General features: G+C 69.5%; 9 protein-coding genes. 8 read left to right on the top strand and 1 reads right to left on the bottom strand.

What is annotated here, in order from left to right:
- Positions 1–27 precede the first annotated feature (27 nt).
- The 8 genes from OYT95_RS12700 to OYT95_RS12665 all read left to right on the top strand — a co-directional run bounded on the left by OYT95_RS12700 (position 28) and on the right by OYT95_RS12665 (position 16244).
- The gene (locus OYT95_RS12700) at positions 28–1059 is read left to right on the top strand and encodes an ABC transporter substrate-binding protein (RefSeq protein WP_268791596.1); all 1032 of its coding nucleotides are present in this window, start codon (positions 28–30) and stop codon (positions 1057–1059) included.
- A 104-nt stretch (positions 1060–1163) separates the two neighbouring features.
- Positions 1164–10418, top strand: a complete 9255-nt coding sequence (locus OYT95_RS12695; RefSeq protein ID WP_268791595.1) for a non-ribosomal peptide synthetase — start codon at positions 1164–1166, stop codon at positions 10416–10418.
- Between the two features lie 36 nt (positions 10419–10454).
- Positions 10455–10694, top strand: a complete 240-nt coding sequence (locus OYT95_RS12690; RefSeq protein ID WP_037230630.1) for a phosphopantetheine-binding protein — start codon at positions 10455–10457, stop codon at positions 10692–10694.
- Between the two features lie 17 nt (positions 10695–10711).
- Positions 10712–11962 carry an enterobactin transporter EntS gene (gene entS / locus OYT95_RS12685; protein WP_268792238.1) on the top strand — a complete coding sequence of 417 codons (1251 nt, stop codon included), beginning with the start codon at positions 10712–10714 and terminating at the stop codon, positions 11960–11962.
- Positions 11963–12000: 38 nt separating this feature from the next.
- The gene (locus OYT95_RS12680) at positions 12001–12951 is read left to right on the top strand and encodes an Lrp/AsnC family transcriptional regulator (protein WP_268791594.1); all 951 of its coding nucleotides are present in this window, start codon (positions 12001–12003) and stop codon (positions 12949–12951) included.
- 151 nt (positions 12952–13102) lie between these two features.
- Positions 13103–13351, top strand: coding sequence for a hypothetical protein (locus OYT95_RS12675; RefSeq protein ID WP_037230626.1), 249 nt, complete (start codon positions 13103–13105; stop codon positions 13349–13351).
- Positions 13348–14820 carry a sodium:solute symporter family protein gene (locus OYT95_RS12670; protein WP_268791593.1) on the top strand — a complete coding sequence of 491 codons (1473 nt, stop codon included), beginning with the start codon at positions 13348–13350 and terminating at the stop codon, positions 14818–14820. Before OYT95_RS12675 ends, OYT95_RS12670 begins: the two co-directional genes overlap by 4 nt.
- Positions 14817–16244 (top strand): amidase family protein, encoded by a 1428-nt coding sequence (locus OYT95_RS12665; protein WP_268791592.1) that lies wholly within the window; start codon positions 14817–14819, stop codon positions 16242–16244. The genes OYT95_RS12670 and OYT95_RS12665 overlap by 4 nt, the downstream gene beginning before the upstream one ends.
- Here the strand turns inward: OYT95_RS12665 and pyk are convergent.
- Entirely contained in the window at positions 16241–17725 is a 1485-nt protein-coding gene (gene pyk, locus OYT95_RS12660) for a pyruvate kinase (protein WP_268791591.1), read from the bottom strand. The two genes, OYT95_RS12665 and pyk, sit on opposite strands and share 4 nt — an antisense overlap.
- Positions 17726–17754 lie beyond the last annotated feature (29 nt).

Genomic DNA, 17754 nt, shown 5'->3' with positions numbered 1-17754 from the left:
CCGGCAATTCGAGATGCGGAGTGGGTCATGCAGTTAAAGGAACTGTCGCGGTTGCGCCAGGCGGTGGTTTTCGGTGCGACGGCAATCTTGGCCGTCGGAGTCGTGGGCTGTAGCAGCTCGGACGACAGCGCCGGCAGCGACTCCGGTGCTACGTCCGCGGCAAGCTCGCAGACGCGGACGTTCGAGGCGCAGAACGGCGCAATCGAGATCCCGTCCGAGCCGCAGAGCATCGTCGCCTGCGGGTACGCGGTACTTCCCTTGATCCAGGCGAAGGCGAACCTGTCCGCGGTGTGTGAGTGGACGCGCGAGATCGACAACATGGACGCCGAGACGAAGGCGGCCTACGACGCGTTGCCCAAGGTTGCCCAGGACGCGGACATTTCGACCCTCGACTACGAGGGTGTCTCCGCCGCGGACCCCGATCTGATCATCATGGGCGTCCCCGCCCGTGCACAGTCGATGGTCGACATGGGCAAGCTGCAGTCGCTGGCTCCGGTCGTCTTCCTCGGGCCGAAGGCTCCGGGGGAGTGGCGCACGCTCGGTGAGCAGTTCGCCGACGCCGCCGCAGTCTCCGACAACTACGGCGAGTTCAAGCAGCAGTACGACGACCGGGCCGCGCAGATCGCCGCCAAGTACAAGGATTCGCTGGGCACCCTGACCTTCGGTGGTGTCTGCGACTCGTGTGCCGGCGATCCGGGCGAGTTCTACCGTGAGTTCGCGTCGTCTTTCACCACCAATCTGTTCGACGATCTCGGTTTCCAATTCCCCGGTCAGCCTGCCGATCCGGCGGATGTCCACGGTGAGTTCGTGTCGACCGAGCAGATCGCGGCCAGCCTCGGCAACGTGAACGTCATCGTCTACGGCGTCGGCCCCGATGGCAAGGGCTCGCCCGAGTTGCAGGCCCTGATGGACTCCCCGCTGTGGAAGTCGCTGCCGGCCGTGCAGGCAGGCAACCTCGTGCCGGTCCAGCACGCTCTGGCCGCCACCTACCAGACCGCGCTCCTCGCACTCGATTCCATCGACGAGGGCCTGTCGAAGCTGCCCGCCAACAAGCAGTAACACAGTCGGGTTCGGCCCCCGGGTCCATCGGCCCGGGGGCCGAACCGTCTCCGATCCTCCCCACCCGTCCGCTCGCGGCGGTCCACCCGAACCGGAAAACTGAGATGACCCGCACTTCTGCGCTCGAAGACATCGTTCCGCTCTCGCCGCTCCAGCAGGGCCTGCTGTTTCTCAGCACGGTCGCCGCACCCGACGACGGGGACGGAATGGGGAGTGCGGAACCCGATGTGTACACCGTGCAATCGGTGATCCGGCTGGACGGACCGGTGGACGACGACCGGATGCGGGTCTCCGCGCAGGCACTCCTCGATCGTCACGCGGTGATGCGCACGTGCTTCCGGCCCCGCAAGGACGGGCGCCACGCGGGGCTCGTGGTCCGGGCGGTGGAGGTGCCATGGCGGACTGTCGACCTCACGGGATACGACTCGGCCGAGCAGGAACGGCGGATCGCCGAGCTGCTGGACGACGACCTGCGCACCTGGTTCGATCTCGCCCAGCCGCCGCTGGTCCGCTGGCTGTTCGTCCGACTCGCCCCCGGCACCGTCCGGCTCGTCTTCACGGCGCACCACATCGTGGTCGACGGCTGGTCCACCCCGATCCTGGTCCGGGAACTGCTCGAGATCTACGCGGCGGGCGGCACCACCAACGGCCTTCCCGCTGTGCGGAAGTACAGCGACTACCTCGCCTGGCTCGGGCGACAGGACCACGACCGCGCCCGGGCACTGTGGCAGGAAACCCTGTCGGGCCTGGTCGAACCGTGCCTGCTGACCCCGCCGGGCTCGACGCGCGTCACCACCGACTCGCGGGCCGTCGAACTCGACGTCCCGGCCGAGCTCGGCGACTCGCTCGCCGAACTCGCCCGCACGAGCGGGGTCACCCTGAACACCGTTCTGCAGACGGGCTGGGCACTGCTGCTGTCCGGGCTGCTCGGCCGCGACGACGTGGTGTTCGGTGCCACCGTCTCCGGACGTCCGCCCGAGTTGGCGGGAGTCGAATCGATGGTCGGGCTGTTCATCAACACCGTGCCCGTGCGGGTGCGCCTCGACGCCGCCGAAACGGTGCGCGACCTGCTGCAACGAGTGCAGCAGGGACAGGCCCGCACCCTCGACCACCAGTACGTCGGACTCTCGGACATCCAGCGCGACACCGGACTCGGTGAGCTGTTCGACACGCTGACCATCTTCGAGAGCTACCCCGTCGACCGGGACGCCCTCGAGCGGGCCCAGCGTGACGGCGGCGTGACCATCGCCGGTGTCGACGGCCACGACGGCACCAACTATCCGCTGGTCCTCACCGCGGGTGTCGCCGAGACGCTGAAACTGATCGTGGACTACCGGCCGACGCTGTTCAGCGACGCCGACGCCGAACGGATCGGCGCACGGCTGCTGCACATTCTGGAGGCCCTCGCCGCCGGTGGCAGTGCACGCGCCGCATCCATCGCGGCGCTGACGATCACCGAGCGTGACCTCGTCCTCGGCGAATGGGCGGTGGCGAAACCCGCTGTCGAATCCGGTTTCCCGACCGTCGCCGACCTGCTGTCCGAGCAGATGTCGCGCACCCCGCACGACACGGCCGTCGTGCACGGCGACACCTCCCTGTCCTTCGCCGATCTGGCGTCGGAATCCGCGCGCCTCGCGCGTCTGCTGATCGCCGCGGGTGTCGGACCCGAGTCGAGAGTGGGCCTGGCGCTGCCACGGTCCGCCGAGACGGTCGTCGCGATCGCCGCGGCCCTCACCGCCGGCGGCGCGTACGTGCCGCTCGACCCGTCGTACCCGGTGGACCGGCTCGCACACATGGTGTCCGACTCGGCCCCGACCGTCGTGGTGACCACGGAGGCCGTGTCGCAACGGCTCGCTGCGGTTCTGGACGGCGTTCGCGTCGTGAAACTCGACGCCCCGGAGATCGCCGCGGAACTCGCCGCGCTGCCTGCCGGCCCCGTGACCGACGCCGAACGTCGCACCCGGCTGCACACCGACAACGCGGCCTACGTCATCTACACGTCGGGTTCGACGGGACTGCCCAAGGGCGTCACCGTCAGCCATGCGAATCTGCTCGATCTGCACGGCGCGCAGCGTGCGACGACGATGCAGCCGGCCAGCGACCGCACCCCGTCCGACGACCCGTGGCGGGTGCTGCTGACCTACCCGTTCGCGTTCGACTCGTCCGTGGCTGCGCTGACGTGGCTGTTCGAGGGACACGCCCTCCACATCCTCCCGGAGGAGCGGCGATCGGACACCGCGTTCGTCGTCGATTACGTGCGGACGCACCGCATCGACTACGTCGACAGCGTGCCCGTTCTGATGAATCAGCTTCTCGACGAAGGACTCCTCGATCCGTCGGCTACCCACCGGCCCGCGAAGGTCACGGTCGGCGGCGAGGCGGTCACCCCTCCGCTGTGGGAGAGGCTGGCGGGCACCGGCGGTGTCGAGGCCTACAACTTCTACGGGCCCACCGAATGCACCGTCGACGCGGCGTTCGCCCGGATCTCCGGTGCGACCGTGGCCATCGGCGGCCCGACGCCGGGGACGTCGGCATACGTGCTCGACGGGTGGCTGCGCCCCGTCCCTCCCGGAGTCGCCGGTGAGCTGTACGTGGCGGGGGCCGGCGTGGCCCGCGGGTATCTCGGCAGGCCCGACCTGACGTCGGGACGGTTCGTTCCCGACCCGTTCAGCGCCCCGGGACAGCGCATGTACCGCACGGGCGACGTGGTGCGGTGGACCGGATGCGGGGTGCTCGAGTACGTGGGCCGCGGCGACGATCAGGTGAAGATCCGTGGTTTCCGGGTGGAACTCGGTGAGGTGGAGTCGGCACTCGCGGCCGTCGCCGGGGTGCGGGACGCCGTGGTGGTCGCGCACACCGACGATCGGGAGATGCGCCGCCTCGTCGGCTACGTCACCGTCGACGGGACGCCGTCGCCGTCGGATGTGCGGTCCGCGGCCGGTGAACGGCTCCCGGACTACATGATTCCCGCCGTCGTGATCGTCCTGGATTCGCTTCCCGTGACCGCGAACGGCAAGGTGGACCGGAAGGCTCTGCCGGAGCCGGACTTCGGTGCGCTGGCCGGTTCGGGAGAACCCCGTACCGACACCGAGGCCGCCCTGTGCGCGGTGTTCGCGGAGGTGCTCGGACTCGATCGGGTGGGGGTCGAGGACGACTTCTTCGCTCTCGGTGGCGATTCCATCGTGTCCATCCAACTCGTGTCGCGGGCGCGCCGCGACGACATCCGGGTGACGGCGCGGCAGGTCTTCGAGCTGCGGACGGCCGAGCGGCTCGCCGCGGCGGTGGACGCCGAGTCGGGCGCCGAGAACCCGGACACGGTCGAGGTACCCGCCGAGGGCGACGTGCCGGTGACACCGATCGTGTGGGAGGCCCTGCATCAGGGCGGCGATCTGGACCGCTTCGCGCAGGCCCGCATGCTGCTCGCGCCAGTCGGGCTGACCGAGCCCGTCCTGGCCGGTGCCGTGCGGGCGCTTCTCGCGACGCACCCGCTGCTGCGGTCGCGGTTCGCCGTATCGGACGGGAAACCGCGGTGGACGGTACCGGATTCGGTCGATGAGGGGCTGAATCCGGTACGCCGCGTCATGGTGCCGGATGCCGACCCCGATGCGTGGCAGGCGGTGTTCGAGGCCGAGCGGGAGCGGGCCTACGCGGCCCTGGACCCGGCGGCCGGTGTGATGCTGCAGGTGGTGTTCTTCGACTTCGGACCCGGCACGCCGGGCCGGGTCTTCGCCGCCGTCCATCACCTGGTGGTCGACGGGGTGTCGTGGCGGATTCTGGTGCCGGACCTCGCGTCGGCGGTCGAGCAGATCGGGGCGGGCCGTCCGGTGGCGCTCGAACCCGCCGGGACGTCGTTCCGCGGATGGGCAACGGGACTCGTCGAAGCGGCGGCATCGGACCGGGTCACGGCCGGCTGGCCGGTATGGGAGGCCGCGGTGGACGCCGGCGAACCCGCGCTCGGGCACCGGCCGCTCGACCGTGACCGCGACACCGTCGCGTCCGCCCGGTCGGTCGAGGTGCACGTCCCCGCGGACGTGACCGCGCAGGTGCTCACCACCGTCCCGGCCGCGTTCCGCGCCGGGGTCAACGACGTTCTGCTCACCGCACTGGCCGTGGCGGTGGCGTCCGTGCGCGGAGGAACACTCGTGCGGGTGGATCTCGAGGGGCACGGCCGCGAGGAACAGGTCGTGCCGGGTGCGGACATCTCCCGCACCGTCGGCTGGTTCACCTCGCTGTACCCGGTGGTGCTCGACCTGCAGTCCCTCGACCTGAGCGACGTCCTCGCGGGCGGGCATGCCGCGGGACTCGCCCTCCGCCGGGTGAAGGAATCCCTGCGGGCCGTGCCGGACAACGGCATCGGATTCGGGTTGCTGTCCCGGCTCAACGCGGACTACGCCCCCCGGTTCGACGGCTATCGGCCGCCGTCCGTGATGTTCAACTACCTCGGTCGAATGACACTGGGGGAGAACACCGACGGCGCCTGGTCCGGCGCCCCCGAGGCGGATGCGCTCGGCGGCACCGTCGACCCGGGAACCCCCCTCGACCATGTACTCGACGTCAATGCGATCACCGAGGACACCGCGGACGGTCCCGTCCTCAGCTGTGTGTTCACGGGCGCGGACGGGGTGCTGGACGCCGGCGACGCCACCCGCATCGCCGACGTCTGGGTCGACGCGCTCACCGCGCTCGCCCGGCATGCCGGGAACCAGGAAGCGGGCGGGCTGTCCCCGTCCGACCTCACCCACGACACCCTGCCGCTCACCGAACTCGTCGCCCTCGAACACGAGGCGCGGGACACCGCCGGCGCGACACTCGAGGACGTCGTCCCGCTGACCCCGCTGCAGCAGGGCATGTTCTTCCTGTCCGGACTCGACACCACCGGTGTGGACGTCTACACGATGCGCACCGTCCTGGACATCGAGGGCGCGCTCGACACCGCGGTGCTACGCCGGTCGGCGGAGGCGCTCGTGGAACGGCACGCCAATCTGCGCACCGGATTCCGGATCAGCGAAGCCGGTGAACCGATCGGTGTCGTCCTGCGCGAGGCGATCCTGCCCTGGCAGGAGACGGACCTGCACCGGCTGCCCGCGGACGACGCCGCCGCCGAGTGGTCCGCCCTGCTCGACGAGGACCGGAACCGGCGTTTCGATCCGGGCACGGCGCCGCTCTTGCGCTTCACGCTCGTCCGGGTGGGGGAGAGCCGGTACCGGCTGGTCTTCACCGCCCACCATCTACTGCTCGACGGGTGGTCGACGCCCCTGCTGATCCAGGAGTTGATCCAGCTCTACGGTGCGGCGGCCGACCCGTCGGTACTGCGGCCGGTCCGCCCCTACTCCGACTACCTGATGTGGCTGAAGGCCCAGGACACCGAGCGCGGCCTCGCGGTGTGGACGGAAGCCCTCGCCGGGGTCGAGGAACCCACACTGCTGGCCGCGGCCGGATCATCCCTCGACCCGCAGATCCCCGGTGAGATCACCGTTTCCGTGCCGGAGGGGCTGTCGGGTGAGCTGCTCGAACTCAGCCGAAGCCTCGGCATCACCGTCAACACCGCGGTGCAGGCTGCGTGGGGTCTGCTGCTCGGTTCGGTGCTGAACCGCCCCGATGTGGTGTTCGGCGCCATCGTCTCGGGTCGGGTGCCGGACGTGCCCGGGATCGAGTCGATGGTCGGGTTGTTCATCAACACGGTGCCGGTGCGAGTCGGCGTCCGCCCGCAGGAGACGGTCGACGAGTTCCTGCGGCGGGTGCAGGGCGAGCAGAACCGCGTGATGGACCACCAGTACGTGGGCCTGTCCGACATCCAGCGCGGTGTCGGCATCGGCGAGATGTTCGACAGTCTCATCGTGTTCGAGAGCTACCCGGTGGACACCGAGGCGCTGGAGGCGGCGCAGCGATCCGGCGGGATCCGGGTGTCCCACTCGGAAGGGCAGGACGCCACCAACTTCCCACTCGTTCTCGTCGCCGGGCTCGAAGGCGAACTCGATCTGATGCTGGAGTACCAGCCCGCCCTGTTCACGAACGCCGAGGCAACCCGGCTGGGTGAACGGCTGGTCCGCATTCTCCAACAGCTCGTCGCGAACCGGACATTGCCGACCGCGCGCATCGACGTGCTGTCGCAGGACGAGCGCGCGCAGGTGCTCGGCGAGTGGGCGACCACGGAACCCGCTGCCCCGTCCGGTGTCCCGACCGTCGCGGAACTGTTCGCCGCGCAGGTCGACCGCACACCGGACACGACCGCGGTGGTCTGCGGCAACGACACGCTGACGTTCGCGGACCTCGGCACGCGGGCAGCGCGACTCGCACGACTGCTGATCGACGCCGGCGTGGGTCCGGAGTCGAAGGTGGGGCTGGCACTGCCACGGACGAGCGACATGGTCGTGGCCATCTTCGCCGTCATGTCCGCGGGCGGCGCGTACGTGCCGATGGATCCCGCATACCCGGCGGACCGCCTCGCGCACATGGTGTCGGACTCGCAGCCCACCGTGGTCCTGAGCACCGCGGCCGTTTCCGGGGTACTCGGCGCGATCCTGTCGGGCTCCGGGGCGAGCCTGGTGGTGCTCGACGACCCGTCCGTGCAGGGGCGCCTCGCCGTGCTGCCGGGCACTCCTGTCACGGATACCGATCGGCGCGCACCGCTGCGCGGCGCCAACACCGTGTACGTGATCTACACGTCCGGGTCCACCGGTGTGCCGAAGGGCGTGTCGATCACTCATGCCAACCTGCTCAACCTCTTCCACAGCCACCGGCAATCCCTGTACTTGCCGACGGTGGCCGCAACCGGTCGCGACACCATCGGTGTCGGTCACGCGTGGTCGTTCAGCTTCGACGCCTCCTGGCAGCCGACGCTGTGGCTCCTCGACGGTCACACCGTGCACGTGTTCGACGAGGAGACCATGCGTGACCCGGACCTGATGGTCCGCGAGGTGACCGAGCAGCGCCTCGACTTCCTCGAGGTCACACCGTCGTTCCTCGACCGGATGGTGGCCGCCGGACTCTACGAGCACGAACACGTGCCGGCCACCGTCGGATTCGGCGGTGAGGCGGTCAACCCGGCACTGTGGAGGACACTGCGCGATGTCGCGGACGGCCGGGCGTTCAACCTGTACGGACCCACCGAGTGCACCGTCGACGCGCTGATCGCGAAGGCCGCCGACACCGAGGAGCCGCTGCTCGGGCGGCCCGTGCACGGTGGCACGGCCTATGTTCTGGACCGCCTGCTGCGACCGGTGCCCGCCGGCGTCGCCGGCGAGCTCTACCTCGCCGGCGACGGTGTGGCCCGCGGCTACCTCGGCAGGCCGGACCTGACGTCGGGCCGGTTCGTGCCCGACCCGTTCGGTGCTACGGGAGAGCGCATGTACCGCACGGGTGACGTGGTGCGCTGGGCGACGACCGGCTCCGGTCTCGAATACGTCGGGCGCGCAGACGATCAGGTGAAGATCCGCGGGTTCCGCGTCGAACTCGGTGAGGTGGAATCGGCCCTCGCCGCAGTCGAAGGTGTCCGCGACGCCGTCGCGGTCGCGCACACCGATGATCGGGGGGTGCGTCGTCTCGTCGGCTACGTGACCGTCGACGGCGCGCTCGACCCGTCCGTGGTGCGGTCCGTGGTCGCGGAGCGTCTGCCCGACTACATGGTGCCCGCGGCGATCGTGGTGGTCGGGGCGTTCCCCGTCACCGCCAACGGCAAGGTGGACCGGAAGGTGCTGCCGGAACCGGACTTCGGCAGCCTCGTCGGTTCGGGTGAGCCGCGGAACGAGACGGAGGCGACGCTGTGCGCGGTGTTCGCGGACGTGCTCGGGCTCGACCGGGTGGGCGTCGAGGACGACTTCTTCGCTCTCGGTGGTGATTCTATCGTGTCGATCCAGCTGGTGTCCCGGCTGCGGACCGCCGGCCTGCAGGTCAGTGCCCGGCAGGTCTTCGAACTCCGCACGGCCGCGGGACTCGCCGCGCTCGACGGCATCGCGGAGGTGCCGTCAACGACGGTCGGATCCGCGGAGGCGGACGCCGTCGGCGACGTCCCGCTCACCCCGATCGTCTGGGAACCGCTCGAATGGGGTGGCGACATCAGCCGCTTCTCCCAGGCCCGGCTGCTGGTGGCACCGCTCGGCCTGGACGTGCCGGTGCTCGAACAGGCCGTCGAGGGTGTGCTCCGGACGCATCACCTGCTGCGGTCGCGGTTCGTGGTCGCCGACGGCGCACCGGAATGGGTGGTGCCGGAGACGGTCGGTGCGGTCGCACCGCTCGTTCGGCGGGTCGATGCGTCGGCGTTGCCCGCGGACGGGTGGCAGGCACTGTTCTCGGTCGAACGCGAGCGGGCCTACGCGGCGCTGGACCCGGCGGCCGGTGTGATGCTGCAGGTGGTGTTCTTCGACTTCGGACCCGGCACGCGAGGACGAGTCTTCGTGGCCGTGCACCACCTGGTGGTCGACGGGGTGTCGTGGCGGATCCTGGTGCCGGATCTCGCTCTGGCCGTCTCGCAGGTCACCGCCGGGGAACAGGTGTCGCTGGACCCGGCGGGAACGTCGTTCCGGGCCTGGGCCGCCGGGCTCGCGGAGGCCGCGACCACCGGGAGAATCACCGCGGGGTGGTCGCACTGGCAGAGTGCGGTCGACACGGAAGAGCCGCAACTCGGCGTGCGACCGCTCGATCCCGCACTCGACACGGTGTCGTCCACCTGCTCGATCTCCGTGCGCGTGCCGACGGACGTCACCGAACGGGTCCTCGCGGCGGGAGCCGTCAACGACGTCCTGCTGACGGCGCTGGCCCTGGCGGTGGCGTCCGAGCGCGGCGGCGACGTCGTCCGCGTCGACCTGGAGGGGCACGGACGCGAGGAGCAGGTGGTGCCGGGCGCCGACATCTCCCGCACCATCGGCTGGTTCACGTCGATGTTCCCGGTCGCACTCGACCTGGGCGGGATCGACGTCGCCGACGCATTGGCCGGTGGATCCGCGGCCGCCGACGCACTCGACCAGGTCGGCCGGTCGCTGCGGTCGGTGCCGGACAACGGAATCGGCTTCGGTCTGCTCCGACGTCTCAACCCGGAGTTCGCTTCTCGCTTCGACGGATACCGGACACCGGCGGTCGTCTTCAACTATCTGGGCCGCATGACGCTCGGTGAGTCCGCCGGTTCGGCGTGGTCGGGGGCACCCGAAGGTGTGGCGCTCGGCGGCTCGGTGGACCCCGCCACCCCTCTCGATCACGTGCTGCAGGTGGACGCGATCACCGAGGACACCGAGGACGGCCCGGTGCTGGACTGCGAATTCGCGGCAGCGGACGGTGTTCTCACCGCGGAATCCACCCGCGTCCTCGCGGACCGGTGGGTGCAGGCCGTGACCGCGCTGGTCGCGGTCTCGTCGGAAATGAAGTAACCGAAAATCATTCAGGTAGTCGACAAGGGAGATGGCATGACCGACAACAACGGAACGCTCGACCGGGCACAGATCTTCGCGGACACGGCGCGCGTCCTGGACGTCGAGTTGGACGAACTGGTGGCCGACGTGAGCCTGGTCGATCAGGGGCTCGACTCGGTGCGGCTGATGGCGCTCGTCGAGGAGTGGCGCAGTGCCGGAGCGGATGTCGACTTCGTGACGCTGGCTAGCACACCGGTGCTCGACAACTGGGTCGACGAGCTCGTGGCGAAGTGACCCGGGGCTCGATCACCGTGCAGCTCCTCGACAAACTGGTCATCGACATCGACCCGCTGCGGACCAGCCGCGAGTTCCGGTACATCTTCGTCGGCCGGGTGGTGTCGATCTTCGGGCTCGGCTTCCTCGTGGTGGCGATCCCCCTGCAGATGTACGACCTCACCCGCTCGACCGCGCACGTCGCGGCCGTCGCAACGGTGCTGGGCCTCACCACGTTCGGCGCCACGTTCGTCGGCGGCGCACTGGCCGATCGGTGTGATCGCCGTCGTGTCATCGCGATCGCCCGCGGCTCGGCCGGCGTGTTCTTCGCCGTCCTGGCCGTCAACGCGTTCCTTCCCGAACCGCAGGTGTGGGTGATCTACCTCTGCGCCGTCGTGGACGGGGCGTGTGGCGGTATTTCGGCGACGGCCCTGATGGCTGTGACCCCCAGCCTCATTCCGCGGGACAAGCTGGCCGCGGCAGGGGCACTGATGGCCTTGACCGCCGACCTCGGGTCGATGATCGGTCCCGCGCTCGGTGGCGTCGTGATCGCCCTCGGCGGGGTGGGTGCCAATTACACGCTCGCGGCGATCACCACGGCGGTCACGACGTTCTGCATCACCCGGCTGCCCTCGCTCCCACCACCCACCGAGGTGTCCGAGTCGCCGTTGCGTTCGGTGGCCGGGGGATTCCGGTTCGCGATCGGTGACCGGGTGATCGGCGGATTGCTGCTCGCCGGATTCGTGTCCATGCTGCTCGCCGGCTGGGCGGTCCTCATTCCCGAGTACGCCAGTGAGGTGCTCGGAGTCGGCCCCTCGGCCGTGGGTCTGCTGTACGCGGCGCCCGCGATCGGTGCGGTCGTCGGTTCGCTCACCAGCGGTTGGACGGGGACGGTGCGACGCTCCGGACTCGTCGTGTTCCTCGCGATGCTGATCTCCGCGGCGGGTCTGGTGGGGGCAGGCGCCATGGGGTCGGTGATCGTCGCGGTGCTCGGACTCCTCGCGCACGGCTTCGGCGAAGCGGTGGCCGACATCCTCCGCTTCGCGACGGTCCAGAAATACACGCCGGACGACTATCACGGGCGCATCGCCGGGGTGTGGACTGCGCAGGTCACCGCCGGTGCGTCGGTCGGCGCGTTCGTGGCGGGGGTGGTGGCGGCCGTGGTCCCGGTGCACCTGGCGTTGACCGTGTACGGAGCCACCGGGTTGGTGGCGACGGTGCTGCTCTGGGCGATTCTGCCGACCCTGCGCCGGCTGGACGAAAGCCGGACGCCGACGCCCGTGGCCTAACATCGCATGCACACGTGGCATGGAGGGCAGGCACTGCAATGACCGAACGCAGGTTCTCGCTCGATCAGCGGATCGTCGCCGCCCTCCAGGTCGACGGGCGGTGTTCCTGGAGCCGCATCGCCCAGGCGCTCGGCGAACCCGAGCGGAACGTGACCCGGCACGGCATCGCGCTCCTCGAGTCCGGCCGGGTGGCCGTCACCGCGGTCGCGAACAGCGGCGGCACCGCGATCGTCCGCCTCCAGTGCTCCCCGGGAACGGTGCGGGTGGCAGCGAGCGCCCTCGCTCAGCGCAGCGACTGCATCTTCGTGTACATCCTCACCGGCACCGCCGACTGTGTGGCCGAAATACATGTGTCCCGGGACCGCCTCCCGAAGCTCGTCATGGACGAACTGCCCGCGACGATGGGCGTCGTCCGAAGCTGGACCGACCCCGTGCTGCGGTACTTCCGCACGGTCCGCGAATGGGAGGCCGGGGTGCTGACCCCCGCCGAGAAGGAGGCGATCGGCGGGGTGGCCCCTCTGGCGAACTTCCTCACGGACCTGGAACGCGGCACCCGGGATCCCGTCGACCGGACGGTCATCCGCGAACTGATGCAGAACGGGCGGGTGGGGACCACGGCGCTCGCCCGGACCGCGGGTGTGTCCGAGGCGACGGCGCGGCGACGCGTCCAGTCGCTGCTCACCGAGGGTGCGATCAGCCTCCGGGTGGTGGTGGATCCGGCCCTGTTCGGGCTGCGTGCCGAGGCGATGCTGTTCATCAAGACCCAGCGCAACCGGATCGAACCGCTCGTGCGGGGGATGCTCGAGATGCCGTACGTGCGGTACGCCGCCGGCACGGCCGGCGAGTATCAGGTGGTCGCCAACATCGCCGCGCCGGACGAGTCGGTGCTCTACGACTACATCACCACCGCACCGTGGGTGGCGGACGCGCTGGCGCTGGAAACCAACATGGTGGTGCAGGCGGTCAAACGCAGCGGCAGGGCAATGTGACGGATTTCGACATCGGACGGTCCCTCAGGCGCACCTGATTGCGATCTCCGACAGGCTGGTGGCCGATTTCGCCGAACCTCGTCCAGCGGTTGAGTGCTGTGATCCGCACCACGCATGCTTCCTCTACTCCCTGGATGGAAGAAGGAACAGCATGCAACGAGACGCCATTCTCGGGGCGATCGAGGATTCGCCGCAGCGCCGCTGGCTGCTGCTCGTCCCGGTCGCCCCGGTGCTCGCACTCGTCACCGCCGTGTGGCTGCCGTTTGTGAATACGGCCGATCTGTGGCTGGGCATGCCCCGGCTGCTCGTGTGGTGCTCGGCCTGGGTGCTCCTGCTGCTGCCCGCGCTGGCGGCGGTGGAGTTCGGCCTCGTCCGGCCGCACGAGGAGGCGACCCTATGACGAACTCAGCTCTGTGGATCACCCTGGCCGGGATGATCGGATTGGCCGTGATCGCGGTCGGTGGACGCCGGAAACGCGCTCAGAACCTGAGCGAGTGGACGGTCGGCAAGCGAAACTTCGGTGTGGTCACCAGTTTCTTCCTGCAGGCCGGCGAATCGTTCACCACGTTCACGTTCCTCGGGGTCGCCGGTATCGCGTTCACCGCGGGTATCGGTGCCACCTACGCCATCCCGTACATCCCGCTCGGCTACGTGGCCCTGTATTTCATCGGACCGCGGATCTGGAAGCTCAGCAAGGACCGCGGCTACATCACCCAGGCGGACTTCTTCGCGGACCGGTACCGCAGCCCGCTCCTCGGCCGGCTCGTCGCCCTCTGCGGCATCATCTTCCTGCTGCCGTACCTGCAGTTGCAGATCACCGGCCTCGGGCTGATCGTCCGTCTCGTCACGGGCAGCGCGAGTTCGGGCACGCTGAGCATGATCGTCGCGACCGTCCTCGTCGTCGGGTTCGTGCTGTGGGCCGGCATCCACGGCCTGGCCCGCACGGCCTATGTCAAGGACGTGCTGATCCTGCTCGCCGTCGTGGTGCTGTCCATCGTGATCCCGTTGCATTTCGCCGGTGGCATCGGCGACGTGTTCGGCCAGATCGCCCAGACCCACAGCGAGATGCTGACCGTGAACCCCGGCGACTACGACAGGGTCTGGTGGACCACCAGCCTGCTGATCTCCGCGATCGGCTGCGGGTTCCTCACCACCCCGCACCTCTGGCCGCCGCTGCTGGCCGCCAAGAACGGTCGAGTGATCCGCTCCAACAACACTTTTCTGCCGATGTACCAGGTGGTGATGATTCTCCCGATCATGCTGGGCTTCGTCGGGATCCTCGCCCTGAATCCCAACACCAGCAGTAACGCCGTCCTGCTCACGCTGGCCGGGGGAGCCCTGCCGAACTGGGCGCTCGGACTGATCGCGATCGCCGCCGCGTCCGCCGCGATGCTGCCCGCCGGCGCCATCTGCATCGGCATCTCGACACTGGCTTCGCACAACCTGGTGAAGATCGAGAGCGAGCGCACGAAGCTCCGGTTCAACCACCTGGTCGTGATCGCGGCTGCCACCATGGCTCTCGTACTCGGCCTGACGCGCCCCGATCTGCTCGCCAACCTGCTGCTGCTCACGTTCGGTGGTCTCAGCCAGCTCGCCCCGGGACTGGCGCTGGCGCTGCCCGAGAAGCCGTTGCTCGCCAAGCAATCCGTGTTCGCCGGTCTCGTCGCGGGAATGCTCACCGTCATCGTGATGACCGTCTTCGAACTGAACCTCGCCAACATCGACGCCGGCATCTGCGGACTGGTCCTCAACCTCGCGGTGATCGCCGTCGTGGAGGCCGTCGTCCGCACCACTCGTCCTCGCACCCCGACCGCCGCGTCGTCGGAAGACCTTCCCGCCGCCACCCCGATCCTGGAGACCTCGAAATGACCATCGATCACTACTCGACCGCGCGAGAGATGCTCGCCGCACTCCGCAGCAAGGACATCTCGGCCCGCGAGTTGCTCGACCTGCACACGGACCGGATCGCGCAGGTGAATCCGACGGTCAACGCGCTCGTCAGCCTCGACCTGGACCGCGCGCACGCCACCGCTGCCGCCGCCGACGCACAGACGGCCGCCGGGACCCCGGTGGGACCGTTGCACGGACTGCCGTTCGCGTTCAAGGACACTCACGACGTCGCCGGATTCCCCACGGTGGCGGGCTCACCGCTCCTCGTCGACAACGTGCCCGAGACCAGTGAGCTGATCGCCGAACGCGTCACCGCGGCGGGCGCCGTCACGATCGGCAAGACCAACGTCCCCGAATTCGCCGCCGGCTCGCACACGTTCAACCCCGTCTTCGGGATCACCACCAACCCGTACGACCCCACCAAGAGCGCGGGTGGCTCGAGCGGCGGCGCCGCGTCCGCGCTCGGTGCGGGACTCGTCGCGCTCGCCGACGGCAGCGACATGGGCGGTTCGCTGCGCAACCCGGCGTCGTTCTGCAACGTCGTCGGATTGCGCCCCACACCGGGCCGTGTTCCGTGCTGGCCGAACAGCGCGCCCTGGGACGCACTCGTGACACAGGGACCGATGGCCCGGAACGTCGACGACCTGGAACTGCTGCTGTCGGTGATCTCCGGACCCGACGCGCGAATCCGCAGCTCGCTCAGCGCCGACGCCCTCGCGCCGCGCCTCGGCGTCGCCGGCCTGCAGGGTCTGCGTGTCGCGGTGTCCGCGGACCTGAACGGCATCTTCCCCGTGGACGCGCCGGTCCGCGAGATCCACGACCGGCAGTCGTCGATCTTCGCCGCCGCGGGTGCGGTGGTGGCCGAGGACGCACCGTCGATTCCCGACGCCGAGTGGGTGTTCCGCACGCTGCGGGCATGGCGGTTCAAGATCGACCTCGGCGACCGCGCCGACGCCACCCCCGAACTGCTGAAGCCGTCGCTGCTCGACAACATCCGGCAGGCAGACCGGCTCTCCGCCGACGACATCGCGAAAGCCATGGTGGCGCAGGCGGATATCCAGAATCGCGCCGTCGACTTCTTCACCCACCACGACATCCTGGTGATGCCCGTGTCTCAGGTGCTCCCGTTCGACGCCGAACTCGAGTACCCGGCAGCGGTCGACGGTCGCCGCTGCGACGACTACCTCGACTGGATGACGTCGGCGTTGACCGTGACGGTGCTGGGTTGCCCGTCGATCTCCGTTCCCGCCGGGTTCAGCGCCGACGGTCTGCCGGTCGGCGTGCAGATCGTCGCGGCCCCGGGCAACGACCTGTTCCTGCTCGACGTGGCGCGGGCCTACGAGCAGCTCAACCCCGTCGGAGCGACGCGGCCGCACCTGCTCGACGGGGCAGCGCACGTCTAACTCTGCGTGAAGTCGTCCTCGCCGATCCGGTGGACGTGGATGAGGTTGGTGGATCCGACGGTGTGCGGGGGTGAGCCGGCGACGATGACGACGAGGTCGCCGCGCTGGTAGCGGCCCAGCCGGAGGAGGGCGGTGTCGACCTGGCGGATCATTTCGTCGGTCGATTCGACCGGGTCGACGAGGAAGGTTTCGGTGCCCCAGGTGAGGGCGAGTTCGTGGCGCACCTGGGGTACCGGGGTGAACGCCAGCAGCGGTAGCGGGGTATGGAGCCGGGCGAGACGTCGCACGGTGTCCCCGGACTGGGTGAACGCCACGAGCGCGGTGGCGTTCAGCCGCTCGCCGATGTCGCGGGCGGCGAACGAGAGAACGCCGCCGTGGGTTCGCGGAATGTGCGTCAGGGCGGGAACGGTGGTGGATTCGCGTTCGACGGCGGAGAGGATCCGCGCCATCGTCGCGACCGTCTCGATCGGGTAGGCGCCGACGGAGGTTTCCCCGGAGAGCATCACCGCGTCCGCGCCGTCGAGGACCGCGTTGGCCACGTCCGACGCCTCCGCCCGGGTGGGCCGGGAATTGTCGATCATCGACTCGAGCATCTGCGTCGCCACGATCACCGGCCGGGCGTTCTCCCGGGCGATCTGCACGATCCGCTTCTGCATCAACGGCACCCGCTCGAGGGGGACCTCGACCCCGAGGTCGCCGCGCGCGACCATGACCGCGTCGAAGGCGCGCACGATCGCCTCGATGTCGTCGACGGCCTCGGGTTTTTCGATCTTCGCGATCACCGGCACCCGCCGGCCGATCCGGTCCATCACCTCGTGGACGCGGTCGATGTCGGTGGGGGCGCGCACGAACGACAGGGCGATCAGGTCCACCCCGAGGCGCAGGGCGAATTCGAGGTCGTCGATGTCCTTGTCGGACAGGGCGGGAACGGAGACGTTCATCCCGGGCAGACACACGCCCTTGTTGTTGCTGATCGGGCCGCCCTCGGTCACCCGGCACACCACGTCGTTGCCGTCGACGTCGATGACGGTCAGCGCGATCTTGCCGTCGTCGACCAGGAGGCGGTCACCGGGCCGCGCGTCCTCGGCGAGCTGGCGGTAGGTGGTCGAGACCCGGTCGTGGGTGCCCTCGCACTCCTCGACGGTGATCCGGACCTGTTCCCCGGCCGCCCACACCGCCGCGCCGTCGGCGAAGCGGCCGAGGCGGATCTTCGGTCCCTGCAGGTCCGCGAGGATTCCCACGGCCCGGCCGGTGCTGCCGGCCGCGGCGCGGACGCGCCGGTAGTTGGCCTCGTGGTCGGTGTGGTCGCCGTGGCTGAAATTCAGGCGGGCGATGTCCATCCCGGTTTCGACGAGGGCGTGGGTGCGTTCGTCGGTGGCGGTGGCAGGGCCGAGCGTGCAGACGATCTTCGCCCTGCGGGACAACAGGGCAGACGTGTCGATCACATCGGTGAGCGGCGATTCGATGTCGGTGAGAGTCATTGTGGTCCTTCGTTGTGCGGAAACGGCGG

The organism is Rhodococcus sp. JS3073 (assembly GCF_026810085.1).
Lineage (GTDB): Bacteria > Actinomycetota > Actinomycetes > Mycobacteriales > Mycobacteriaceae > Rhodococcus_F > Rhodococcus_F wratislaviensis.
This window is presented reverse-complemented; position numbering and strand designations above follow the sequence as displayed.

Excerpts from the sequence above, each read along its gene's own strand:
- OYT95_RS12670 (WP_268791593.1), top strand. The coding sequence starts at position 13,348 with ATGACGAACTCAGCTCTGTGGATCACCCTGGCCGGGATGATCGGATTG.
- OYT95_RS12690 (WP_037230630.1), top strand. The coding sequence starts at position 10,455 with ATGACCGACAACAACGGAACGCTCGACCGGGCACAGATCTTCGCGGAC.
- OYT95_RS12680 (WP_268791594.1), top strand. The coding sequence starts at position 12,001 with ATGACCGAACGCAGGTTCTCGCTCGATCAGCGGATCGTCGCCGCCCTC.
- OYT95_RS12665 (WP_268791592.1), top strand. The coding sequence starts at position 14,817 with ATGACCATCGATCACTACTCGACCGCGCGAGAGATGCTCGCCGCACTC.
- OYT95_RS12695 (WP_268791595.1), top strand. The coding sequence starts at position 1,164 with ATGACCCGCACTTCTGCGCTCGAAGACATCGTTCCGCTCTCGCCGCTC.
- OYT95_RS12675 (WP_037230626.1), top strand. The coding sequence starts at position 13,103 with ATGCAACGAGACGCCATTCTCGGGGCGATCGAGGATTCGCCGCAGCGC.
- OYT95_RS12700 (WP_268791596.1), top strand. The coding sequence starts at position 28 with ATGCAGTTAAAGGAACTGTCGCGGTTGCGCCAGGCGGTGGTTTTCGGT.
- pyk (WP_268791591.1), bottom strand. The coding sequence starts at position 17,725 with ATGACTCTCACCGACATCGAATCGCCGCTCACCGATGTGATCGACACG.